The organism is Pseudomonas sp. FSL L8-0168, assembly GCF_037976155.1.
GTDB lineage: Bacteria > Pseudomonadota > Gammaproteobacteria > Pseudomonadales > Pseudomonadaceae > Aquipseudomonas > Aquipseudomonas paracarnis.
On the sequence record NZ_CP150262.1, the window covers coordinates 1,527,346 to 1,548,882 of the forward strand.

The 21,537-nt window shown below is 60.6% G+C and carries 19 protein-coding genes; 8 read left to right on the plus strand and 11 right to left on the minus strand.

Annotation, left to right across the window (positions count from 1 at the left end; translation table 11 throughout):
* Positions 1 to 58: 58 nt before the first annotated feature.
* Positions 59 to 1,045, minus strand: coding sequence for a DeoR family transcriptional regulator (locus MHH62_RS06390; protein ID WP_032903777.1), 987 nt, complete (start codon positions 1,043 to 1,045; stop codon positions 59 to 61).
* A 349-nt stretch (positions 1,046 to 1,394) separates the two neighbouring features.
* On the opposite strand from MHH62_RS06390, the gene MHH62_RS06395 reads away from it, so the two are divergent.
* Positions 1,395 to 2,546, plus strand: coding sequence for an MFS transporter (locus MHH62_RS06395; RefSeq protein WP_014717858.1), 1,152 nt, complete (start codon positions 1,395 to 1,397; stop codon positions 2,544 to 2,546).
* Positions 2,547 to 2,554: 8 nt separating this feature from the next.
* Here MHH62_RS06395 and MHH62_RS06400 read toward each other — a convergent pair whose 3' ends face one another.
* From MHH62_RS06400 to MHH62_RS06430, 7 genes are all read right to left on the minus strand, one after another.
* The gene (locus MHH62_RS06400; RefSeq protein WP_339232698.1) at positions 2,555 to 3,472 is read right to left on the minus strand and encodes a type III secretion protein; all 918 of its coding nucleotides are present in this window, start codon (positions 3,470 to 3,472) and stop codon (positions 2,555 to 2,557) included.
* Positions 3,473 to 3,648: 176 nt separating this feature from the next.
* Complete coding sequence (locus MHH62_RS06405) at positions 3,649 to 3,816, minus strand: hypothetical protein (protein WP_020301887.1); 168 nt, start codon at positions 3,814 to 3,816, stop codon at positions 3,649 to 3,651.
* 291 nt (positions 3,817 to 4,107) lie between these two features.
* Positions 4,108 to 5,127: a type III secretion effector protein gene (locus tag MHH62_RS06410; protein WP_177480931.1), complete on the minus strand. Its 1,020-nt coding sequence runs from the start codon at positions 5,125 to 5,127 to the stop codon at positions 4,108 to 4,110.
* 234 nt (positions 5,128 to 5,361) lie between these two features.
* The gene (locus MHH62_RS06415) at positions 5,362 to 7,755 is read right to left on the minus strand and encodes a TonB-dependent receptor (protein WP_020301885.1); all 2,394 of its coding nucleotides are present in this window, start codon (positions 7,753 to 7,755) and stop codon (positions 5,362 to 5,364) included.
* A 97-nt stretch (positions 7,756 to 7,852) separates the two neighbouring features.
* The gene (locus tag MHH62_RS06420; RefSeq protein ID WP_019818704.1) at positions 7,853 to 8,803 is read right to left on the minus strand and encodes a FecR family protein; all 951 of its coding nucleotides are present in this window, start codon (positions 8,801 to 8,803) and stop codon (positions 7,853 to 7,855) included.
* 26 nt (positions 8,804 to 8,829) lie between these two features.
* The gene (locus MHH62_RS06425; protein ID WP_032903771.1) at positions 8,830 to 9,330 is read right to left on the minus strand and encodes a sigma-70 family RNA polymerase sigma factor; all 501 of its coding nucleotides are present in this window, start codon (positions 9,328 to 9,330) and stop codon (positions 8,830 to 8,832) included.
* 79 nt (positions 9,331 to 9,409) lie between these two features.
* Entirely contained in the window at positions 9,410 to 9,811 is a 402-nt protein-coding gene (locus MHH62_RS06430) for a c-type cytochrome (protein WP_020301884.1), read from the minus strand.
* Between the two features lie 147 nt (positions 9,812 to 9,958).
* Between MHH62_RS06430 and MHH62_RS06435 the strand changes: the two genes are divergently transcribed.
* Genes MHH62_RS06435 through MHH62_RS06445 form a run of 3 tightly spaced genes read left to right on the plus strand, consistent with a single transcriptional unit; the run spans position 9,959 to position 13,477 of the window.
* On the plus strand, positions 9,959 to 10,759 hold the full coding sequence (locus MHH62_RS06435) for a glucose 1-dehydrogenase (protein ID WP_020301883.1): 801 nt from the start codon (positions 9,959 to 9,961) through the stop codon (positions 10,757 to 10,759).
* Entirely contained in the window at positions 10,752 to 12,578 is a 1,827-nt protein-coding gene (locus MHH62_RS06440) for a glycoside hydrolase family 15 protein (RefSeq protein WP_014717849.1), read from the plus strand. The genes MHH62_RS06435 and MHH62_RS06440 overlap by 8 nt, the downstream gene beginning before the upstream one ends.
* Positions 12,566 to 13,477: an alpha/beta hydrolase gene (locus MHH62_RS06445; RefSeq protein ID WP_014717848.1), complete on the plus strand. Its 912-nt coding sequence runs from the start codon at positions 12,566 to 12,568 to the stop codon at positions 13,475 to 13,477. The genes MHH62_RS06440 and MHH62_RS06445 overlap by 13 nt, the downstream gene beginning before the upstream one ends.
* Here the strand turns inward: MHH62_RS06445 and MHH62_RS06450 are convergent.
* Positions 13,463 to 14,431 (minus strand): helix-turn-helix domain-containing protein, encoded by a 969-nt coding sequence (locus MHH62_RS06450; protein WP_198833606.1) that lies wholly within the window; start codon positions 14,429 to 14,431, stop codon positions 13,463 to 13,465. The genes MHH62_RS06445 and MHH62_RS06450 overlap by 15 nt on opposite strands.
* An 89-nt stretch (positions 14,432 to 14,520) precedes the next feature.
* Here MHH62_RS06450 and inhA point away from each other — a divergent pair, with 89 nt between their 5' ends.
* Positions 14,521 to 15,201 carry an isonitrile hydratase gene (inhA, locus tag MHH62_RS06455; protein ID WP_019818712.1) on the plus strand — a complete coding sequence of 227 codons (681 nt, stop codon included), beginning with the start codon at positions 14,521 to 14,523 and terminating at the stop codon, positions 15,199 to 15,201.
* Positions 15,202 to 15,366: 165 nt separating this feature from the next.
* Here the strand turns inward: inhA and MHH62_RS06460 are convergent, their stop codons facing one another.
* On the minus strand, positions 15,367 to 15,621 hold the full coding sequence (locus tag MHH62_RS06460; protein ID WP_019818714.1) for a DUF6124 family protein: 255 nt from the start codon (positions 15,619 to 15,621) through the stop codon (positions 15,367 to 15,369).
* Positions 15,622 to 16,545: 924 nt separating this feature from the next.
* A complete protein-coding gene (locus MHH62_RS06465; protein ID WP_339232700.1) occupies positions 16,546 to 17,175 on the minus strand; it encodes a LysE family translocator in 630 nt (209 codons plus the stop codon).
* A gap of 169 nt (positions 17,176 to 17,344) precedes the next feature.
* On the opposite strand from MHH62_RS06465, the gene MHH62_RS06470 reads away from it, so the two are divergent.
* From MHH62_RS06470 to MHH62_RS06480, 3 genes are all read left to right on the plus strand, one after another.
* A complete protein-coding gene (locus MHH62_RS06470; protein WP_014717844.1) occupies positions 17,345 to 17,860 on the plus strand; it encodes a sigma-70 family RNA polymerase sigma factor in 516 nt (171 codons plus the stop codon).
* Positions 17,847 to 18,797: a FecR domain-containing protein gene (locus MHH62_RS06475; RefSeq protein WP_339232701.1), complete on the plus strand. Its 951-nt coding sequence runs from the start codon at positions 17,847 to 17,849 to the stop codon at positions 18,795 to 18,797. Before MHH62_RS06470 ends, MHH62_RS06475 begins: the two co-directional genes overlap by 14 nt.
* A gap of 104 nt (positions 18,798 to 18,901) precedes the next feature.
* On the plus strand, positions 18,902 to 21,388 hold the full coding sequence (locus tag MHH62_RS06480) for a TonB-dependent siderophore receptor (protein ID WP_339232702.1): 2,487 nt from the start codon (positions 18,902 to 18,904) through the stop codon (positions 21,386 to 21,388).
* The last annotated feature ends 149 nt before the right edge of the window (positions 21,389 to 21,537 follow it).

A 21,537-nucleotide genomic window follows, 5' to 3' on the forward strand; every position in this document is an offset into this window, starting at 1 on the left:
TAACTGAGTTTTAAGGAAACGGCTGACGCTTATTTAAGGCATCAGTCATTTCCGATGTTCAGACTTTTAATTGCGCTGTCCCGAAAAGACTAACACTCAGCACGTCTCCTGATTCGATCTGCAAGCGCACTGGCGCCGTGCCACCCGGCATGACCACCGCTACGTCGCCCCCCTCAACCCAACCTGCTCGCCATGCCGCGCACGCCACTGCACTGGCGCTGGTCCCCGAGGACGCCGTAGGCCCCTCTCCTCGCTCAAATACGCGTGCGATGATTCGATTGCCAGTGTCTCGAGCAACCCATTGCAGGTTGACCCCACCGACACAGGGTTGGCCGCACCCTGCCGGCGGTGCAAAAGCGATGGCTTTCAACTGCTTGAAAAGTACCGACTGATGCATCGTGTCACAGCCTGGCAATGCCGAAACCTGCTCAACCAGCGTCACACAATGGGGGTTGCCAACCCGGACAAATTGACTGCTCCCCCATTGCGGATTGAGCGACGTCAAGGCTGCCACACGACTGAGTTCATGCCGCCCCACAGCCACCGGGCTCACGCCAACCGCCCCCACCGCCAAGGGGCCAAACTCGGGCCGGCCCAAGGCCAGCCAGAAGCCTGGCACCTGTTCATGCTCAGCCGGCTCGACACAGGTGATTACGGGCGATACCGCATCCGGCTTGTCGTGATACACCCGCAACTCGCTGCCATGGACCAGCAAACCCTGGTCGGTCAACGCTTGGGCAAAGATAGTCAGCCCATTACCACTGCGTTCGGCGAGAGAGCCGTCGGTATTGATGATCAGCAGATCAAACGGTGGCTGGGCCTGAAATGGCCCGACCAACAAACCATCGCAGCGATGCGCCTTGGCACCAGCAGGACGCGGCAACGAACCCCAACCACATTCCGACGCAATCGCCGATGCGGCCCACGCCTTACGCGTGCTCGCAGCCAAGCCGGCAGTGTCGGGCACGGCAATACCCTGGCGGCATAAATAGGCGGGGCTGACCACCCCATAGATATTGCCGCGCGCGTCGTAGAATCGGGTCATAACCACACCAACCGGAAATTCTTCATCGGTTCGTCCGTTCACTTATCTACTATCGGGACAGCAGCGTATTACACAACAGCCGGTCTGTGGGAAGTGAGCTGGAAGGTGGTAATCCGCCGCAAGAAACCTGGGGTTCAACCACTCCCCGCAGGGATTACACACCTTCCAGCCCACCTCCTACAGGCTCGATCATTTCTACGTGGTGACCGGCCACCAAAGCGTTCCGTGTTTGTAAAAAGAATGCCTCACGCCCCGTAACACCTAGGGAACCCGATTCGCTCAAGAGGGCCTGATATGCAAGGATGTCGCGCCGGACATCGTTCGTTGAACGCCAAACCAAGGATTTTCCATGACTGCCATTCCCACTCCTGCCCCCGTGGTTCCCGGGCGACTGGAGCAGATGTCGACCCGCATCGCTTTTTTTATCGCAGGTTTTGGTATCGCCGCCTGGGCGCCGCTGGTGCCGTACGCCAAGGCGCGTGCGAATCTGAATGAAGGCACCCTTGGCCTGCTGCTGTTATGCCTGGGGGTGGGGTCGATCATCGCAATGCCGGCAGCGGGCGCGCTGGCCTCGCGTTACGGTTGCCGACGCGTGCTGAGCGCAGGGACACTGATGATCTGCCTGGCCCTGCCGATGCTGGCCACCGTCAGTTCCATCCCGTTGCTGATTGCCGGGTTGTTCCTGTTTGGCGCAGGCCTGGGCACCGTGGACTCCACCGTCAACCTGCAAGCGGTGATCGTTGAGCGCGCCAGTGGCAAAACCATGATGTCGGGTTTCCATGGTTTGTTCAGCCTGGGGGGCATTGTCGGCGCTGCGGGGGTTGCGGGGTTGCTGGGCCTGGGCCTGTCGCCATTGCAGGCGACCCTGGTGGTGGTGGTTATTACACTGGCCGCGCTGTTGAAGGCTGCACCGCACTTACTGCCTTATGGCAGTGAAAGTTCGGGGCCGGCATTTGCAGTGCCCCATGGTGTGGTGTTGTTTATCGGTTGCCTGTGTTTCATCGTGTTCCTGGCTGAAGGCGCCGTACTGGATTGGAGCGCTGTGTTCCTCAGCGCCGAGCGCGGCCTGGATGAGGCTTACGCCGGCCTGGGCTACGCGGCATTTGCCTTGACCATGACCGCTGGACGCCTGACCGGTGATGCGATTGTTCGACGCCTGGGCCCCACGCGGGTCATCGTGATGGGCGGCACGCTGGCCTGTGCCGGCTTGCTCCTCGCGACGCTATTGCCTGCGTGGGAAACTGCGCTGCTGGGGTATGCGCTGGTGGGGGCCGGGTGTTCGAATATCGTGCCGGTGCTGTACACCGCCGTGGGTAAGCAAACGGTAATGCCGGAGCATATTGCAGTGCCTGCCATCACCACATTGGGCTACGCCGGCATTCTCGCAGGCCCCGCCGTGATTGGTTTTATCGCCCACGGCAGCAGCTTGAGCACTGCCTTCATCCTGATCGCCGTATTGCTGGCGGCGGTGGCCATCAGCGGCAAAGTCCTCAAGGTGTAGCTTGCCTTTCAGCGTGCCTTGCGTGCGGCGTCTTGCTCATGCCACCGTTCGAGGCTTTTGTTGCTGAGCCACCCCTCTTTGTGAGGCGGGCCAAATAGTCGTGTGCCATTGGCGCGCTCCAACGAAGGCAGCAAACCTGGACGCTCAATAATGTTCTTCGCGGTGTAGACACAGAGTTCGCTGTATTTGGACTGGGGCATGCCCGTGGACGCATCCAGCACCGGCGCGCCCTGCTGATCAACCTCATGCGGGTCCTGCATGACCTCCCGCAGCCTGGCTATTTCAACATACTGATGCGGTTCAAACAGGTAGGTTCGGTCCATGGCCTTGTCTCTCAACAGCGGAAACTGGCTTTGTAGCGCCTCCACCACCTGCGCATTGCCTTGCGCATGAAACGGGTCCTGACTGAACTCGGTTGCCGAGCTGTTCCCCTGCAACGCTTGGGCCGCCGCGCGGAGGCTGTCACGGGTGATATCGCCGTCACGACTGAAGATCGCGTCACTTAACCGCGGGCGCTTGAGCATTTCCCCGACGACCTGAATCACGCCGTCCAACGCCTCGCTTTCACCCATAGGATGAACGGCGATCCGCTGCAAAGACATCCACGTCAAGCGCCCATCATTCAGAAAGGAGTGCAGCAGGCCGAAGGATTTTTCCAGGGCCTTCGCCAGTTGGTTGTCCGTTGAGCTAGCACCCGGCGGGGTACCACTGGCCCGCCCAATGGGAAAGTTCTGCAAGTCACGATGGCGTAGAGCGGACAATGTTCCGCGTAAAAGAAAAGGCTTGCGCGACTCCTCGCCCGACGTCGATGAAGGGGGCTGATGCCAGGTCTCAGGGTGGATGGCCGCTGATGACGTAGTTGAGTGTACGGCCGGCTTGTCGGGGGGCAGAGGCCGTCCGGAAGGTAATACACCCTCGATTGTCATGGGTTTTCTCCAACACTTTTCAGATGCATATCCGCAGGGTGATTTTTACCTTGATGGGCAAAATCAACGAATGGACTCTACCCAGGCAGGCACCTCATGTGTGGTTGGAGGAACTCGGCAGTTCCGAGTCAACGATACCTACCAATGACAATATGTAAAACCGTGGTCAGCCGCGGTTAACCCAGCTTGCGCCTACGCCACCAGCCTGCCAGGCAATTGATCAACCCCGTGTCGTTCAACGAATCGGCGCCCTCCCCCCTGACCTGCGGGTCTGCCAGCATGCCCCGGGAAAAGTCGTCCGACACGGGCGCCTGGAATCTACGCTCGCCGGCATAAGCCTTCATACGCCGTGCTTCTGCCTCATATTCCGTCGACGCAAAAGGGAAGCTACGCGAGGGGCCGCGCTCCTTGGATACTGGTGGACTTGTACGTTGGGTACTGCGCAACAGGTCGATGGGACCGTTTGGGGAAGAATTAAACGAGGCTGAAGTCATATGTTTTCCCTCATTCAGAATCTGAAAAGCGGCGGGTCGAATTACAACCGCAAGTATCACCTCTGTGGCAAATGGGCGTAATTCGTTCCTTGAAACATATTGGACTGGCGCCGCCCCCGAGAGGCGGCGCCTGAAGAGCGGTCAGCGGGACAACAAGTACAGTCCTGTACGGCTGATTTTCCCGTCGTCATCTTTACTGGCGCGGTTATCCATTTTCTCCAGCAGATCACTGCGCTTGCGTATTAATTCCTGGGATAACTGAATCAGATGGTCCTTGGCTGCGTCGCCGGTAAGTGGCTGGCAGGCCCACTTTTTCAGGTCGCGGATTTTAAGGCTTGAGCCCCCGCTCCCGTTTTTCAACTCGTCGAAATGCTCAAGCAGCTCACCGGCCAGTTCCTTGTCGCTCTTGTACTTGAAGTAGTTTTCTCCTTTGATTACCGCGTTCAGGCTGTGCCGGTCGATCAGGCCATCCAAAGCGCCCGTGGAACCGTGCCGGTCCAATGCGGCCATCAGTTCCGGACGTCGTAGCAGTTCATTGGCCAGGCGAATGTTCTCGTTCATGACGGGGTTGGGCGACCACCCTCTTTTTGCCATTGCAAGAATGCTGTCAACGCTAATGGAACCAGGGTTCTTCGGGTCTCTGAAGGCATTGAAGTTATCGCGCAACTGCTGCGCCAGCTCTTCTCTATTTTTCAGCGAGTACTGCGGATCAGGCCTGCCGGGGGCGGGCGGATACGGCCGACCTGCAGTGGGGTCCGGCCTCGGTGGCGGATTACTCCCAATGGGGTTCGGCCTGGGTGGCGGGTTGCTGCAACCTGGGTTCGGCTTTGGCGGCGGATGCCCACAGCCAGGATGCATAGACGGCCGATGTCCGAAGAACCAATGACTGATCCAGTGCGGGAGTTGGCCCAGGAAATTCTGCATCGCCGGTGGTCTGTGGTGATGTCCACGCACGTCAGCTGCGGAGGTGGGTGCCTGGGGGTTACCGAATACCGGCCCGGCTTTGTTGTCCCCCGATTGAAAATTCACATGGGCAGCATTCTGGCCCTTGAAGGAAGGTGCAGCCTGGCGCGTGTTTTTGACCTCGGCCTTGGCGCTGGCCTGTGAAAGGTCAGGCGTTGATGAAGCAGAGACGGGTGTATCCAACATCGATACCGACATAAGTTTCTCCATACAGTGGGCGATTTTCAGCTTGTCGCTCCAACGCAGTGTCGAAGCCCATCAGCTTTCCCATGTGTGGTTTTGCGTCGGAATCAGTTCCTGATCCAGCCATAATCTGTGCTGTGGTGATGTAGGAAACAGAGTGTGGTCTTGCAGCAATGAGTGCGCGGAGCGCTTTGCCCAGGCAAAAAAAATCGCCCCCCTGAGGTTGCGATTTTCCCCAGAGACGACAGATCAGAACCCGACGCTTGCCTGTACAAAGAAGGTGCGAGGCTCGCCCAGGTACAAGCCGGCATTGTTATCGCTGGAGCGCGTGTAATGCTGCTGGTCGAAGACGTTTTTCACGCCCACACCCAGCTTCAGGTTCGACAACTGCGCGCCGAAGTCATAACCGCTGCGCACGTTGACCGAGACATACCCTGGGATATCACCGTATTGACCATCCGCGGTGCCTTGGGTGATGTAGGTGGTTCCGGTGCCTGGCGCCCGTTGGCCGGACTGGGCATAGACATCCAGGTTGTGGGTCCAGTGGTTGACGTCGTAACGCAGGCCCAGGGTCGCCACTTGGCGGGAATACAGTGGCAGGTCGCGGCCCTTGAACGGCACATCACCTTCGGAGGTGGCCTTGGTGTAGGTGAAGCCCGCGTTGGCGGTCAGGCCGTCGAGGCGCGGGTCGAGGTTGGACAGGTCGTAATGGGCCGATGCTTCGATGCCGCTGTGCTTGGTGGCGCCGAGGTTGGTCCAGCCCACGTCATTGCTGACGTATTGGAGTTCATCCGAGAAGTCGATGTAGAACAGCGTCACTTCGCCGCCCCAGACGCTGTCGTTGTAGCGCGTACCGACCTCGTAGGTCTTGGCCTTTTCCGGGTTCAGGCCGTTGGCCGTCTGGTCGCCGGTACCGCCCTGGCCCAGTTGGAAATACTGCAGGCTGCCGAAGGAGGTTTCGTAGTTGGCGAACAGTTTCCAGGCGTCAGACACGTGGTACATCACGCTCAGCGCCGGCAGCGGTTCGTTGTTGTGGACCTCGCGGCGTTTTTCCTCGGTACGCTTGCCGTTCAGGGCCACGACTGGGCGGTCATGCCATTCGGTACGGATATCTTCAAAGCGAATGCCCGGGGTGATGGTCCATTTGCCAATATCGATTTTGTTATCGATATAGAAGGCGTTGGCTTCAGTGCCCCCCGTGCGGTCCTGATACACGTGACCGTCGCTCTGCCCGCCCGGCGTCGGTACGTTGTTGACCAGGTTCAGGCTGGTGGCCTCCTCGTGCATGCCTTCTTTGAGGTAGCGATAGCCCACGCTGACTTCCTGGGTACTGGGCCCCAGGTCAAACACATGGGACACACGCGGCTCGATGCCGAAGGTGTAGTAGGTGCGCGGGTAGGAACTGAGGGTCTTGAGGTCGCGATTGGCAATGTTGCTGCCACGGAAACTGTCGGAATAGTAAGTCAGCACTTCGGCCTGGGTGCGGTCGTCGATCTGGCGGATGTACTTGAAGGAGATGTCCTTGCGGCGCCCGCTGAAGTTGTCCCAGTCACGCACCGACTGGTACGGGTTGGCATCGAACTGCTTCTGGGTCAGGCCGCCGGGCATATCGGCGCTGGCATCGTAATAGTGGAAGTTCAGCGAGAAATCGTCTTGATCGGTCGGCGCCCAATGGGTCTTGAAGATCACGTCATCGATGTCGTTGCCGTTGTTGCTGTTGCGGTAACCGTTGCCATTGACCCCGGAGTACAGCAGCGCGGCACCGATACCGTTGTCGGCCGTGCCGCCGATAAAGGCGTTTTCCACATGCTTCCAGCCCCCGTGGGCAGACGTTTGCAGGGTGGTGCCGACGTCCCCGGAGAAGTCCTGCGGGATTGCACGGGTTACGAAGTTGATCACGCCGCCGACGTTCTGTGGCCCATAACGCACCGAACCCGCGCCACGGACAACGTCGATACTTTCCAGGTTACCGGCAGAAATCGGCGCCATCGACAGCTGTGGCTGGCCGTAGGGAGCGAACGCAGCCGGTACGCCGTCGATCAGCACGGTGGAGCGCGGCGACAGGCGTGACGTCAGCCCGCGCACACCGACGTTGAGGGAAATATCACTGCCGCCGGTGCCGTTGGATTCCTGCACTTGCACGCCAGGCACACGGCGCAGCACATCACCGACGTTCATCGCGCCCTGCTCTACCATGGCCTCGCGGCGAATAACCGTGCGCGCACCGGGGTGGTTCTGCACCACTTCGGCATCGGCGTCGGCAAGCCAGTCGCCCACCACTTTGATATCGGTGACCCCCAGTTCCAGCGGTGAGCCCGCTTCACCGGTGCCGCTGCGCACCGGACGCAAGGTCACGGAGCCGGCGTCAATCTGGTAGTCCAGGCCACTGCCTTGCAGTAATTGCCGCAGGGCTTGTTCGGGCGAGAGGTTGCCATCGACCGCGGGAGCTTGCTTGCCAGCCACCATATCGGGGCTGAAGAACACTTGCAGCGAGGTCTGCTGGCCCAATTGGCTCAAGGCTGCGCCGAGGGATTGGGCACGAATGTGGATGCCCTCGGCAGCCTGTGCGGTACTGATGGCAACGGCCAGGGCCAAGGGCGCCCAGCGGGAAATTTTATTGTTGTGAAGAGCAAGTTTTTTCACGTCGAACCTAGTCCTGTGATCGCAAGCATGCGCAGCCGTTAATGCAAACCAGTTGCAGTTGTACGAGAAGACGAAGAACTCGAAAAAAACCTGAACGTCAGCGTGAAATAATTTCCTGGCTACCGTCCGGCAAAGTGCGCAAGGCGACCGGCAGGATGTGGGGCAAGGCCTTGAGCAAAGCGTCGGTGTCGCTGGATTTGAAGACGCTGGTCAAGCGCAGGTTGCCCACCGCTGCCGTACTGACCCGCAGCGGTTGCTCGCGGTAGCGCGACACTTCCCGCGCCACGTCTACCAGGGTGGCGTTGTTGAACACTAGTTTACCGCTGCGCCACGCGGTCAGTTCTTCAGGGTTCACCGCGTAGGCCGCCGCCACTTGGCCTTGGGGATCGACATGGGTGCCACGCCCGGCGGTGAGCGTGACGATGTGATCGGATGCCCGGCCCTGCACCTTGACCGTGCCGGCTTCGACCGCCACGCGGGTCTGGTCCGCCTCCCGACGTACATCAAAGCGCGTGCCGGTGACGGTCACCTGCCCTGCCCCGGCTGCGACCACAAACGGGCGTTCGGCGTCATGTTGCACGCTGAACATCGCCTCGCCCTGCTTGAGCTCTACGCCCCGACGGCTCTTTTCGTAGCGAACCGCGACCACGCTGCGGCTGTTGAGGTCCATCACGGAACCGTCAGGCAAGGTCACCTGACGATGCTCGCCTAACCGAGTGCTGAATTCGGCATTGTAGGGCTTTGGCTGCCCCAGACCGCTGTACGCACCCAGGCCCACTGCAACGGCGACCACACTGGCGGCCACGGCATAACGCAGCAGCGCACGCCGTCCAAGGCGCTCGGTTGGCGCATCGCCCAGCGCCTGCAAGCGGGCCTTGGGCAGCAAATCCGTCGCACTCCATAGCCCTTGCAGCACATCGATTTCGTACTGATGCGCGGGCTGCGACCTGCGCCAGGCATCGAAACGTTGACGTTCCTGGGCGCTCAATGGGCCGTCTTGCAGGCGTACAAACCACTGCGCGGCCTCATCACGGACACGGTTATCCATCGTGGAAGATCCTGTTTCAAAGCCGGTCATGGCGCGCTCGCATCCAGACGATCACGCAGATGCCGCAAGGTGCGGATCATATACTTTTCCACCATGTTTTTAGACAGCCCCAGGCGTGTGGCGATTTCCTGCTGGGTGAGCCCTTCGATCTTCTGCCAGATAAAAATCCTGCGACAGTTGAGCGGCAATTCGGCCAGCGCCCGCTCGATGGCGTCGGCCAATTGGATCGCGTGCATGTAATGTTCCGGGTCGCTACTGTGCGGCGTACTGTGATCAGCCACCTGCAGCGTCAACGTCTCGCGACGGTCTTCGCGGCGGTAGGCGTCCACCGCAATATTGCGCGCGGTTTGATGCAGGTAGGCGCGCGGTTGCGCCACCTCGCAGGCAGCGGACTCAAGCACACGCACGAAGGTGTCGTGCGCCAGGTCTTCGGCTTGCTGACGGTTTCTCAGGCGGCGTGTCCAGGTGCCGATCAACTCTTCGTAGTGCTCGAAAAAGCCTGTTCTGCGGGGCGGCTGAGGAATCATCGCGAGAGCACTGGGGAGGCGGGGCGTGAATAGTAATGCTTCCTATTAAGTGGGGCAATTGCTGCTCATCGCCCACCCGCTATTTGTTTGAAATGACCTCACTCATGTATTGATGCAAATCGCGAAAGTCTTTAACACTCCAGGCATGTGGCGCGATCTTTACGCCATTGTCTTGCAGCGTCTTGGGGATCAGGTTGCCATTGGGGCGAAGAATGACCGAGGAGACAATAACGCCAGGATATTCATGGAGTCGTTTCTTGAAGGCGGCGGTTGTCAGGTCGGGGGTTGGCGGATTGCTTTTTTTAGCCAATGGCCCCGTGCCTTTGATATCGGACCCATGGCATACAGCACAGCGCTGTAGATACAGCGTTTTACCATTGCTGTTATCGGCAAGGCACAGGGCTGTTTGAGTCAGTGATAAAACGGCCAAGACGCCGCTGACTAACAGTTTGATCAATCTGGTATCGGCCCGCGCCTGCATTCCATCGCTTCCTGTATTGCCCTTTGTTTTCAGCATCATACGATAAAGTCGCGCTTTTACCCGCGCTGGGCGTAAACGCGAGGGGGTGAACTTCCGCTCCCCGCCGCCAGTCAGCAAGAAGGACTCTCATAAAACGGTGGGTGGGCGATGCAGATTTCCTTGCAGCAACAAGTGGCCCTGGTCACCGGGGCCAGTTCCGGCATTGGCGCGGGCGCGGCCAAAGCCCTGGCCGCAGCGGGCGCCGCGGTGGTGCTTAACTACAACTCCCAGGCGGCACCGGCTGAGGCTCTCGCCGCGCAGATCAATGCCAACGGCGGCCGAGCGCTTGCGATTGGCGGCGATGTGTCCAAGGAGGCCGATGTCGAACGCCTGTTCGCCCAAACCCTCGACGCCTTCGGCCATCTGGATATTCTGGTGGCCAACTCCGGCCTGCAAAAAGATGCCAATCTGGTCGACATGACCCTTGAGGATTGGAACACGGTGATTGGCGTCAACCTCACCGGGCAGTTCCTGTGCGCGCGGGCGGCGGTGCGTATCTTCAATCGCCAGGGCGTTCGCGAAGGTGTGTCACGGGCCGCCGGCAAAATCATCCATATGAGTTCGGTGCATCAAATCATCCCCTGGGCCGGGCATGTGAATTACGCCGCGTCCAAGGGCGGCGTGGAGATGCTGATGCGCACCCTCGCCCAGGAAGTCAGCGAACAGCGCATCCGTATCAATGGCATTGCGCCAGGGGCGATTCGCACGGCGATCAACCGCGCGGCCACCGAAGGCGCGGCAGAACAAGAGCTGCTTAAATTGATTCCCTATGGTCGTGTCGGTGACGTCGAAGACGTGGCCAACGCAGTGGTGTGGCTGGCCAGCGATGCCTCTGATTATGTGGTTGGCAGCACCTTGTTCATCGATGGCGGTATGAGCCTCTACCCGGAGTTCCGTGGCAATGGTTGATTTCAAGAACGAACCTCAAAGTGCCATTGATGCCCACGGGATCATTGGCGACATGCGCAGCGCGGCACTGGTGAACGACCGCGGCAGCATCGACTTCTTCTGCTGGCCGGAATTTGACAGCCCGTCGGTGTTTTGCGCATTGCTCGACACGCCCGAGGCCGGCACATTTCAGCTTACCCCGGACCTGCCCAACGCCCGCCGCGAGCAGATCTACCTGCCCGACACCAACGTGCTGCAGACCCGCTGGCTGAGCGATGAAGCGGTGGTGGAGATCACCGACCTGCTGACCGTCAGCGAAAACGTCGATGAACTGCCTTTGCTGATCAGGCGGGTACGGGTGGTCAGTGGCAAGGCGACTATCCACTTAAGCTGCGCCGTGCGCCACGACTATGCCCGGGCCGCTACCGAGGCGAAGGCCGAGGCTGCCAGTGTCGTGTTCACCGCCAACGGCCAACCCGGCCTGCGCCTGACCGGCAGCCAGCCGCTGACCCTCCAAGACAACACCGCCATCGCCACCTTTACCCTCGCCCAGGATGAAGGCGCCGAATTTGTCCTCGGTGGCCAGGAGGATGCGCGCGTCACCAACGACTGTACTGACCTCTACCTGGAGCGCACCTTGAAGTTCTGGCGCGGTTGGATCAGCCAGTCCAACTACCGCGGGCGCTGGCGCGAGATGGTCAACCGCTCGGCACTGGCGCTGAAACTGCTGACCTCGCGCAAACACGGCGCCATCATCGCCGCGGCCACGTTCGGGCTGCCGGAAACGCCCGGCGGCGAACGCAACTGGGACTACCGCTATACCTGGATCCGCGATGCGTCGTTCACCGTCTATGCGTTCATGCGCCTGGGTTTCGTCGAGGAAGCCAACGCCTATATGCGCTGGCTCAGGGGTCGGGTCAGCGACTGCTGCGGCCAGCCGACCAAGATCAACATCCTGTACGGCATCGACGGTCGCCAGGAACTGCCGGAAACCACCCTCGACCACTTGAGCGGCCACGGCGGCGCCCAACCGGTACGGGTGGGCAATGAGGCGTTCGATCAGATCCAGCTGGATATCTATGGCGAACTGATGGACGCGGTCTATCTGGTGAACAAGTACGGCGAAGCCATCTCCCACCAAGGCTGGAAACACACGGTGGAAGTGGTCGACCAAGTGTGTGAGATCTGGAACCGCAAAGACGTAGGCATCTGGGAAATGCGCGGTGAGCAGCACCACTTCCTGCATTCACGCCTGATGTGCTGGGTGGCCCTGGACCGTGCCATTCGCCTGGCCTCCAAACGTTCGCTGCCGGCCCCGTTCGCACGCTGGGACCAGACGCGCCAGGCGATCTACGCCGACATCTGGAGCAACTTCTGGAACGAAGAACGCGGGCATTTCGTCCAGCATATCGGCAGTACGGCGCTGGACGGCTCGATGCTGTTGATGCCGCTGGTGCGCTTCGTTGCAGCCACCGACCCGCGCTGGCTGGCGACGCTGGAAGCGATCCAGAAAAGCCTGGTGCGCGACGGCATGGTCTACCGCTACCGCAATGACGACAGCCAGATCGATGGGCTGCAAGGCGTCGAAGGCGCGTTTGCCGCCTGCTCGTTCTGGTACGTCGAATGCCTCGCGCGCGCCGGGCAAGTCGAAAAAGCTCATCTGGAGTTCGAGCAGTTGCTGCGTTACGCCAACCCGCTGGGGTTGTACGCCGAAGAGTTCGACAGCCAGGCCCGGCACTTGGGTAACACGCCCCAGGCCTTGAGCCACTTGGCATTGATCAGTGCGGCAACGTTCCTGGACCGCAAACTCAGCGGGGAGAAAACCGTATGGCAACCGTGACGTCCCCTGCCCCGCTGCTGTATGTGCGCACAACTCTACTTGATGTGGCTTACGAAACCCACGGCCCCATCGATGGCGAACCGGTGATCCTGCTGCATGGCTTCCCCTACGACCCACGGGGCTACGACGACATCGCGCCGGTGCTGGCTGAACGTGGTTATCGGGTATTGGTCCCGTATTTACGCGGTTATGGCCCGACGCGATTTATCAACACGCAAGTGATGCGCTCCGGCCAACAGGCAGCGCTGGCCAAGGACTTGCTCGACTTCATGGATGCATTGTCGATCCCGCAAGCCACCCTCGCCGGCTTTGACTGGGGTGGGCGCGCCGCCTGTATTGTCGCGGCGCTATGGCCGCAGCGGGTGCGCGGCCTGGTGACCGGCGATGGCTACAACATCCAGGCCATCAGCCAGTCGCTCAAGCCCAGGCCACCTGAGACAGAGCACCGGCTCTGGTATCAGTACTACTTTCACACCCAGCGCGGGGTCGACGGCTTGACGGCCAACCGGCGTGAACTCTGCCAATTGCTCTGGACGCTGTGGTCACCGTCCTGGGCCGAAGGGCCAAGCCGCTACGCCCTGACCGCGCCGTCGTTTGATAACCCGGATTTTGTCGAGGTGGTGATTCATTCCTATCGCCATCGCTTTATGTATGCGCCGGGTGATCCCGCGCTGGAATACATCGAGCAGGCGCTGGTGCCCCAACCGGCGATATCGGTACCGAGCATTTCGTTGTGTGGGGCCGATGACGGTGTGGGCCCGCCGCCGCTTGTGGATGACGATGTGGAGCACTTCAGCGGCTTTTATCGCCGGCAGGTGTTGCCCGGCGTGGGTCATAATGTTTTCCAGGAAGCGCCGCAGGTCACGCTTGAAGCACTGCTGGAACTACTGGAGCGGTGAAAAACGCTCTCGATAAGCCTGGGGCGTCACTGACAAGGCCCGCAGAAAGCTGCGGCGCAAAGTCTCTTCACAGCCAAAACCGCATTGCATGGCGATACGCTTGATGGAGGCTGTGCTATCTGCCAGTTGCCGGCGTGCGTTTTCGACGCGAATCAGTTCCACGGCCCGCGCCGGGGTTTGGCCAGTCTCGGTGCGGTAATGGCGTACAAAGCTGCGCTCGCTCATGCCAGCCTGGGCTGCCAGGGTGGCGATGCTCAAATCCAGCGTCAGGTTATCGGCGATCCAGGCATGCAGCTCGGCAAAACGGCTGTCGCTCTTTTGCAGGGATAACGTCACGCTGAATTGCGACTGACCGCCAGGGCGCTTGAGGAACACCACCAAGTGGCGCGCCACCTCCAGGGCAATCGCACGCCCCAGGTCATCCTCTACCAGGGCCAGGCACAGGTCGATCCCGGCGGTCACGCCAGCAGACGTCCACACCGCGCCTTGCTGGATGAAAATCGGATTGGCCTCCACCGTGAGCGCAGGGAACTTGCGCGCCAGCTCCTCACAGCGCGTCCAGTGCGTAGCCACGCGGCAACCATCGAGCAAGCCACTGGCGGCCAGCAGAAAAGCCCCGGTGCACACTGAAGCCATGCGCCGGGTGTGCAGGGATTTATCACGCACCCATTGCACCAGCGTCGGGTCCTCGGCAACACCGTACACCCCCCAGCCACCGGCGATCACCAGCGTGTCACAGGGCTGGTCAATGGCGGGCAGCGGCTCGGCCAGCAGCGCCAGGCCGGCCGACGTCATTACCGGCCCAGCCTGAGTAGCAATGACGTTGACCGCGTAGGGCAATGGCAAACCACGTTGGCGCGCGAGATCGTTAGCCGATGCGAACACTTGTAGAGGCCCGGTGACATCGAGCACCTGGGCATTCTCAAACGCGAGTACATGAATAATTTTTGGCATGATTGGCGAGATTAGTGGGCTCAATGGCGTATTCGCCAAAGCCTAGGCTTCTACAGTGAGGACGTCCATTCCTTTTCGGAGCTTGAACCATGACCTTGCAGATCGGTTTTCTATTGTTCCCCGGCATCCAGCAACTGGACCTTACCGGCCCCTATGATGTCCTCGGTTCGCTGCCAGACGTGAAACTGCACCTGGTGTGGAAAGACCTCGCGCCGATCACCTCCAGCACGGGCTTGGTGTTCACGCCGACCATCACTTATGCCGACTGCCCGAACCTGGATGTGCTCTGCGTACCCGGCGGCGCCGGTGTGGGCCCTTTGATGGAAGACCCGCAAACCCTGGATTTTCTCAAGGCCCAGGCACAGACAGTGCGCTACATGACCTCGGTGTGCACCGGTTCATTGGTATTGGGCGCGGCAGGGTTACTGCGCGGTCGCAAGGCCACCACCCATTGGGCCTACCACCACCTGCTCGCCCCGCTCGGTGCTATTCCCGTACAGGAACGTGTGGTGCGTGACGGCAACCTGTTTACCGGCGGCGGGATCACCGCCGGCATCGACTTTGCCCTGACTCTGGCCGCGGAGTTGTACAGCGAAGCGGCGGCGCAACTGGTACAACTGCAGATCGAATACGCGCCGGCCCCACCGTTTGACTCAGGCCGCCCGGAGACGGCGCCCCGGCATGTGCTGGAGGAAGCCAACAAGCGCACGGTGGAGTCACGCAGAGTGCGCGGGGAGATTGTTGCGCGGGCAGCTGCGCGGTTGGGGTGAATGTTTATTCGTGGCGAGGGAGCTTGCTCCCGCTGGGGCGCGAAGCGGCCCCGTTCTTGGTTCGAGAAGAATGGGACTGCTACGCAGTCCGGCGGGACGGTTCGACGCCTCGACAAGCTCCCTCGCCACAGTACAGCGCTGCTTCTTAACTGACGGGCATCGCCGTTACTGCGCTCGCGTCTCGCCGCCTCCCTCTACTACCCGATCAACCAGCAACTGAACGCCCTCCACCATTCGGCAAATCCCCAGCACTACACTGCGCTGCGAACCTTCAACCTCAAAGGCCAGGTGCGCCGCAATGGCATTGATGGAGTCCAGATCCTGAGAGGCATTGACCAGCAGGGTTTCGGTGTCGAGGTTGGGATGGAGGGTGAAGAGCAGGTTTGAATCTGAAGGAGGATTGGGGCTGTCTTTGATCATGATGTAGTTCCTGAGAGTAATGGACTACCACCGAGTTTTTCTCACGAACTGAAGGTGGCAGCTGTACGCGGAGTGAGAAAACCAAGACCCCAGGAGCTTGGCCACGCCGAAGCGTGCCCGCGCACAGCCGCCATAACAGCGAGCCGAAAAGCGCGTGCACTGTATACGGTGAGCGCTTTTGCGCCAATGGAGTAGTTCGGATTTCTCACGTCCGGTCGCTGAATTGGCAGCGACTGGGCAAGACTAGTGATGACCATTCTTAGCAGCAACCTTAAAGGGTTGTGGGAAAAAACCGGCTTCAGCGCCTGGACGCAAGGTGAGTCCTAGGCTGCTGTACGAAACTTCTTGCGATTCTTTCGGTGCTAAACGGCCTGTCCGGTTGTAGCCGACTGTAACCACGATACGAAGCGAGCCGCTCTTGATCTTGATCTTGATCTGCTTTTGATCTTAGGCGCCCCGTTAAACCACGCTGGCCGGAATTCGACAGGGATTTGGGGGGTAAACCGGCAGGGATGCCGGTTTAGCCGCCCCGCGCCATGGATGGCGCGTGGCGGCGGCCCCCCAAATCACTGGCGGATTACGGGCACACCGAGCCTAAGCGAGGTGCCGAGTGGTGGGGCAAGAGCGCTTTGCTTACTTTCGCGCTTTTCGAAAGTGAGCCGCCGTCAGGGCGGAACCCTAAGTAGCCGTTACCGCAGGAATGGATATGCTCTCGGTATAACTGCGTCGCCTGTTAGGCCGCCTTCGCGAGCAAGCCCGCTCCCACAGTTTGATTGCGGGGTGCCAAGTAGATAGGCGTCGGCTGGCATGCCGCCATCGCAGGCAAGCCAGCTCCCACAGTTGGATTGCGGGGTGTCTGGTAGATGAGCGTCGGCTGTCGGGCCCCCCGCCACAAAGAAACTTGCTTGGCTTCCCGCCTGTCATTCAGGCAGGACGCGACATCACCGCCAAGCGCACGGCCAACGCCGTCAGCACCGCTGCCAAGCCCCACTTCTGCAGCCAGGCGCTTTTGGTGCGCTTGGCGAAGAAGCGGCTGAGCGCCCCGCCAAACAGGCCCAATAGCATGTGAAACACGCTCGCGATCAACGTCAGCACGCCGCCCAGCACCATCAGTTGCAAGGCGATGGGCCCCGCCTCGGGCCGCACAAACTGTGGCAGGAACACCATGAAAAACAACAACGCCTTGGGGTTGAGCAAACTGTTGAGCATGGCCTGCAGAAACACTCGGCCCAACGCCACGCGGCCGACGCGGGCGGTGTCCAGGCCGGGGCGTTTTTGCAAGGTTTTGAAGGCCAACCACAGCAGGTACATCACGCCCGCATAACGGATCAGGTCGAACGCTGGCGGCCAACTGGCGACCAACGCCGTCACCCCCATGGCGGTCAACGCTGTCAGCAACAGGTCGGCCACGCCAATGCCCAGGGCCGAAGCAACGCCGCCGCGCCAGCCATGGGTGACGCCCTGACTGATGACAAATGCCATGTTCGGCCCCGGTGACAGCAACAACAGCAACACAGCGCCGGAAAAAACACCAAGTGTGACGAGGCTGATCATGGTCGAACCGTCCGCTGGGAAAAAATCCAGATTAATCGGCGCTGGCAGGCGCTACAAAAAATTGTGCTGGATACATTGCTCACGCAGCGAACCGAGTGATTGCTGAATGCCACAACCAACGTCTAGAATGCGAAACATTATCAATTAAGCCTGCTGCGCCAGGATGACCATGTCGAGCAATCACCCACTGGACCTTGCTGCCATCGGCCAGCTTTACCAAGCCCACCATTCCTGGCTGCGGGGCTGGTTGAGCCGGCGCACGGGTTGCCATGAGCGCGCCGCCGACCTCGCGCAGGACACCTTCGTGCGCCTGCTCAACGCGCGTCAGCAACAGACCTTGCAGCAGCCGCGCGCGTACCTGAGCAGCATCGCGCGCAGCTTGATGATCGACCAATACCGGCGCCGCGAACTGGAACGCGCCTACCTGGAAAGCCTGGCGCACTTTGCGCAAATGGAGGTGCCGAGCGAGGAAACACGGCTGCTGATCCTCGACAGCCTGGAGCGCATCGACCGTTTGCTCGACCAGCTCAAGCCACGGGTGCGCGAGGCGTTTCTGTTGGCCCAATTGGACGGCCTGACCTGTCCACAGATCGCCCTGCGCCTGGGCGTGTCCAAGGCCACAGTGGAGCGCGACCTGTCCAAGGCGCTGCACGCCTGTTACCGGTTGCGCTATGCCGACTCCTGACTCGCGCCTGGTCGACCAGGCCATCCAGTGGATGATCAAGCTGCGCTACAACACCGCCGACGACGCCAGCACCGCGGCCTTTGAGCAGTGGCTGCAGACCAGCGAGGCGCATCAGCAGGCCTGGCAACGGGTCGCCACCCTGAATGACGATTTCAACCACTTGCCAGCGCATGTCAGTCGCCATGCACTCGACGGCGCACGCCGGCACATCAGCCGTCGTGAAGGTCTGAAAATGCTCGGGCTGTTTGCCGGCGCCGCAGGTTTAGCCTGGCTGGGCCGCGACTACACGCCCCTGCCCGCCTTGATGGCGGACTACCGCACCGCCACTGGCGAGCGGCGCTGGGTAGCATTGGAGGATGGCAGCAAAGTCCAGCTCAACAGCGCCAGCGCCGTCGACATTACCTCCAGCGCCGAACAACGGCTGGTGAACCTGCGCCAGGGTGAAATATTGATCAATACCGGCGTCGACCGCCGTCCGCTATGGGTGCATACCCGCGACGGTTACCTACGCGCCCTGGGCACACGCTTGCTGGTGCGCGAAGAACCCCAAGGCACCCTGCTGGCCGTGCAGCAGGGTGCGGTGGCGGTGTTTGCCGACCGCCATGACGGTACGGTACGCCAAGTGATCCAGCCTGGCGAACAGGTGGTGTTCAACCGTAGCGGTATCCGCCCGTCCCCCAACAACGGCCTGGACCCTTGGGCCTGGAGTGACGGCGTGATCAGCGCCCACAATATGCGTCTGGAGGACTTCCTGGCCGAGCTGGGCCGCTATCGCAATGGGTTGCTGCGTTGCAGCGAAGCCGTGGCGGGGCTGCGGGTGTCGGGCACTTACCAACTGGACGACACCGACCAGGTGCTCAAGTTGGTGGCGCAATCGCTGGCTATCGATGTGACCTACCGTAGCCGTTACTGGGTGACCGTCTCCGCTCGCGTGTGACCTTGCAAAATAAATGAGGTGAATTCTCATTGCCATTCGACCTGTAAGGAGAGGCCGATCAACAGGCCCGTGTTGTCCACTTCCTTCAGGAGCATCCCGCGGTCATGCAAGCGTTCCCCTCCAAACGTTCACCCCTCAGACACGCCCTCAATGCCACCCTCCTTGGCGCGTGCGTGGCGGCCAGCGCCTTGCCGTATACCGCAAGTGCCCAGGAGCCCGGCAGCGAGCGCCAGGCCCGCGCCTGGAATATTGCGCCTGGGCCGCTGGCGGGCGCCCTTGATCAGTTTGCGCGGCAGGCCGGTATCAGCCTGTCGTATGACGCTGGCAGCGTGGCAGGCAAAAGCAGCCCGGGGCTGAGCGGCACCCTGGCCCCACAACAGGCCCTGAACCGGTTACTTCAGGGCCAGGGTTTGCAGGCGCAAAGCCAGGGCCAGAACGCTTGGTTACTGCTACCCCAGCAGCAAGCCGGCTCGACGCTGAACCTGGGCGCCACCACCATCACCGGTGATCGTTTGGGCGCCACCACCGAAGGCACCGGCTCCTACACCACCGGAGCCGTGACCATCGGCAAGGGCGAACACAGCCTGCGACGCACGCCGCAATCGGTGAGTGTGATGACCCGCAAGCTGATGGATGACCAGAACATCACCACCATCGACCAATTGCTGGAGCGCACCCCAGGCATCACCAGCTACGAATCACCCATGGGCGGCAAGTATTTTTACTCCCGGGGCTTCAAGATGCTCGGCCAATACCAATTCGACGGCGTGCCACTGGATATCGGCAAGGACTACGTACAGGCCGACAGTTTCAGCGCGAACATGGCGATCTATGATCGGGTGGAAGTCCTCAAGGGCGCTGCTGGCATGCTCAAGGGCGCCGGCACCGCCAGTGGTGCGGTGAACTTCGTACGCAAACGGCCCCAGGACAAGCCCACCACCAGCCTTGGCCTCTCGGCGGGCACCTGGGATAACTATCACGCCGAATTCGACACCGGCGGCCCATTGAACGACAGCGGCACGGTGCGTGGCCGCGCGGCGGTTAGCCAACAGAATCGTGGCTCGTACATGGACCTTGCCAAGCGTCAGGACCAGGCGTTTTACGCGGCCCTGGACATGGATGTCAGCCCTGACACCATCCTGGGCTTCGGGGCCAGCTATGAGGATGTCGACTCCACGCCGTGCTGGAGCGGCCTGCCGCGTTATCGTGACGGCAAAAGCCTCGGCCTGAGCCGCTCCACCTGCCTGGGCCAGGCCTGGAACGATTGGCAAAGCCAGCGCACCACGCTGTTCGCCGATCTGACCCATCACTTCAACGACGACTGGAAGCTCAAAGTCAGCGCCGTGCATAGCCGCAACCTGCAAGACATCAAATACGCCGCCAGCGAAAGCACCGTGGACTATGGCAACCCGGCCCCCACGCTCACCAGCTACGCAGCCTTGCTGGACTACGATCACAAAGACTACGGCCTGGACGCCTACATCGATGGTCAATTCGAAGCCTTTGGCCTGCAACATGAGTTGATCCTCGGCGCCAATGGCAGCCGTGGCACCCAGGACGATGTCTATGCGATCCGCAACCTGCCCCAGCGCCAAAGCGTCTTCAACCCCAACCACCACTTCCCGGAACCTGCCGACGACACCTTCTGGCCCAACATGTACCGTGGCGGCACGGTCAAGGAAACCGCCACTCAATACGGTGCCTACGCCACCTTGCGCCTGCGTCTGGCCGAACCTTTGATGCTGGTTCTGGGCAGTCGCGTCAGTTGGTATGAAAACCGCCGTGAGTCCCTGAACCTGGCCTGGGGCGAGTGGACCGACCAGGATGCACGCACCAAGGAAACCGGGGTGGTCACGCCGTTCGCCGCGCTGATCTACGACCTCAATGACAACCTTTCGGTGTACACCAGCTACGCCGATATCTTCCAGCCACAAAGCTCCTACGCTACGGTCAGCGGTTCGGCCCTCAAGCCGAAAATGGGTGAGAACTATGAGTTGGGCATCAAGGGCGAATGGTTTGACGGGCGCCTGAACAGCTCCCTGGCGCTGTTTCGCGCCATCGAAAAAAACGCCGCCCAAACCGATTTCGAGACCCGCTGCGGCAGCTCCTCCGACGGCTACTGCTACACCGACACGGGCAAAGTTCGCGCCCAAGGGGTCGAGGCCGAGCTGAGCGGCGAATTGATCGAGCGCCTGCAAGTGTTTGGCGGCTATACCTACACGCAAACCAAGAACCTGAAGAACATCGACAGCGCAGCCGAAGGCGCGGTGTCCAACACTTACGTGCCACGGCATATGCTGCGCTTGTGGGGCGACTACCAGTTGGACGGTGCGCTGTCGAAATGGACAGTCGGCGCAGGGGTCAACGCCCAAAGCAGCAACTACCGGCTGCAAACCATCAAACTGGAACAGGCCGGGTATGCGTTGTGGAATGCGCGCCTGGCGTATCAGGTGGATGACACCTGGACCGTGGCGCTCAATGGCAACAACCTGTTCGATAAAAATTACTACCAGACCGTGGGCACCTCAGGCTGGGGTAATCTCTATGGAGAGCCGCGCAACCTGACCCTGAGCCTCAAAGGCAACTTCTAGGCACTGCCCCTCCTGTAGGAGCGAGCTTGCTCGCTCCTACAACTTCCCCTTACTGCCATCGTCAGAAAGCTTTTTTCGCTGACAGGCAAATCCCTACGTTTGTTCCTACACTCCAAAAAGCCAGCATCAATTCTCGATTTTTCTGAAAG

What these genes read in the sequence shown, in the direction of transcription:
- MHH62_RS06435 (WP_020301883.1), top strand. Translation starts at nt 9,959, where the DNA reads ATGCAGATTTCCTTGCAGCAACAAGTGGCCCTGGTCACCGGGGCCAGT.
- MHH62_RS06410 (WP_177480931.1), bottom strand. Translation starts at nt 5,127, where the DNA reads ATGTCGGTATCGATGTTGGATACACCCGTCTCTGCTTCATCAACGCCT.
- MHH62_RS06395 (WP_014717858.1), top strand. Translation starts at nt 1,395, where the DNA reads ATGACTGCCATTCCCACTCCTGCCCCCGTGGTTCCCGGGCGACTGGAG.
- MHH62_RS06465 (WP_339232700.1), bottom strand. Translation starts at nt 17,175, where the DNA reads ATGATCAGCCTCGTCACACTTGGTGTTTTTTCCGGCGCTGTGTTGCTG.
- MHH62_RS06420 (WP_019818704.1), bottom strand. Translation starts at nt 8,803, where the DNA reads ATGGATAACCGTGTCCGTGATGAGGCCGCGCAGTGGTTTGTACGCCTG.
- MHH62_RS06480 (WP_339232702.1), top strand. Translation starts at nt 18,902, where the DNA reads ATGCAAGCGTTCCCCTCCAAACGTTCACCCCTCAGACACGCCCTCAAT.
- MHH62_RS06425 (WP_032903771.1), bottom strand. Translation starts at nt 9,330, where the DNA reads ATGATTCCTCAGCCGCCCCGCAGAACAGGCTTTTTCGAGCACTACGAA.
- MHH62_RS06405 (WP_020301887.1), bottom strand. Translation starts at nt 3,816, where the DNA reads ATGAAGGCTTATGCCGGCGAGCGTAGATTCCAGGCGCCCGTGTCGGAC.
- MHH62_RS06390 (WP_032903777.1), bottom strand. Translation starts at nt 1,045, where the DNA reads ATGACCCGATTCTACGACGCGCGCGGCAATATCTATGGGGTGGTCAGC.
- MHH62_RS06430 (WP_020301884.1), bottom strand. Translation starts at nt 9,811, where the DNA reads ATGCAGGCGCGGGCCGATACCAGATTGATCAAACTGTTAGTCAGCGGC.
- MHH62_RS06475 (WP_339232701.1), top strand. Translation starts at nt 17,847, where the DNA reads ATGCCGACTCCTGACTCGCGCCTGGTCGACCAGGCCATCCAGTGGATG.
- MHH62_RS06450 (WP_198833606.1), bottom strand. Translation starts at nt 14,431, where the DNA reads ATGCCAAAAATTATTCATGTACTCGCGTTTGAGAATGCCCAGGTGCTC.
- inhA (WP_019818712.1), top strand. Translation starts at nt 14,521, where the DNA reads ATGACCTTGCAGATCGGTTTTCTATTGTTCCCCGGCATCCAGCAACTG.
- MHH62_RS06400 (WP_339232698.1), bottom strand. Translation starts at nt 3,472, where the DNA reads ATGACAATCGAGGGTGTATTACCTTCCGGACGGCCTCTGCCCCCCGAC.
- MHH62_RS06470 (WP_014717844.1), top strand. Translation starts at nt 17,345, where the DNA reads ATGTCGAGCAATCACCCACTGGACCTTGCTGCCATCGGCCAGCTTTAC.
- MHH62_RS06460 (WP_019818714.1), bottom strand. Translation starts at nt 15,621, where the DNA reads ATGATCAAAGACAGCCCCAATCCTCCTTCAGATTCAAACCTGCTCTTC.
- MHH62_RS06440 (WP_014717849.1), top strand. Translation starts at nt 10,752, where the DNA reads ATGGTTGATTTCAAGAACGAACCTCAAAGTGCCATTGATGCCCACGGG.
- MHH62_RS06445 (WP_014717848.1), top strand. Translation starts at nt 12,566, where the DNA reads ATGGCAACCGTGACGTCCCCTGCCCCGCTGCTGTATGTGCGCACAACT.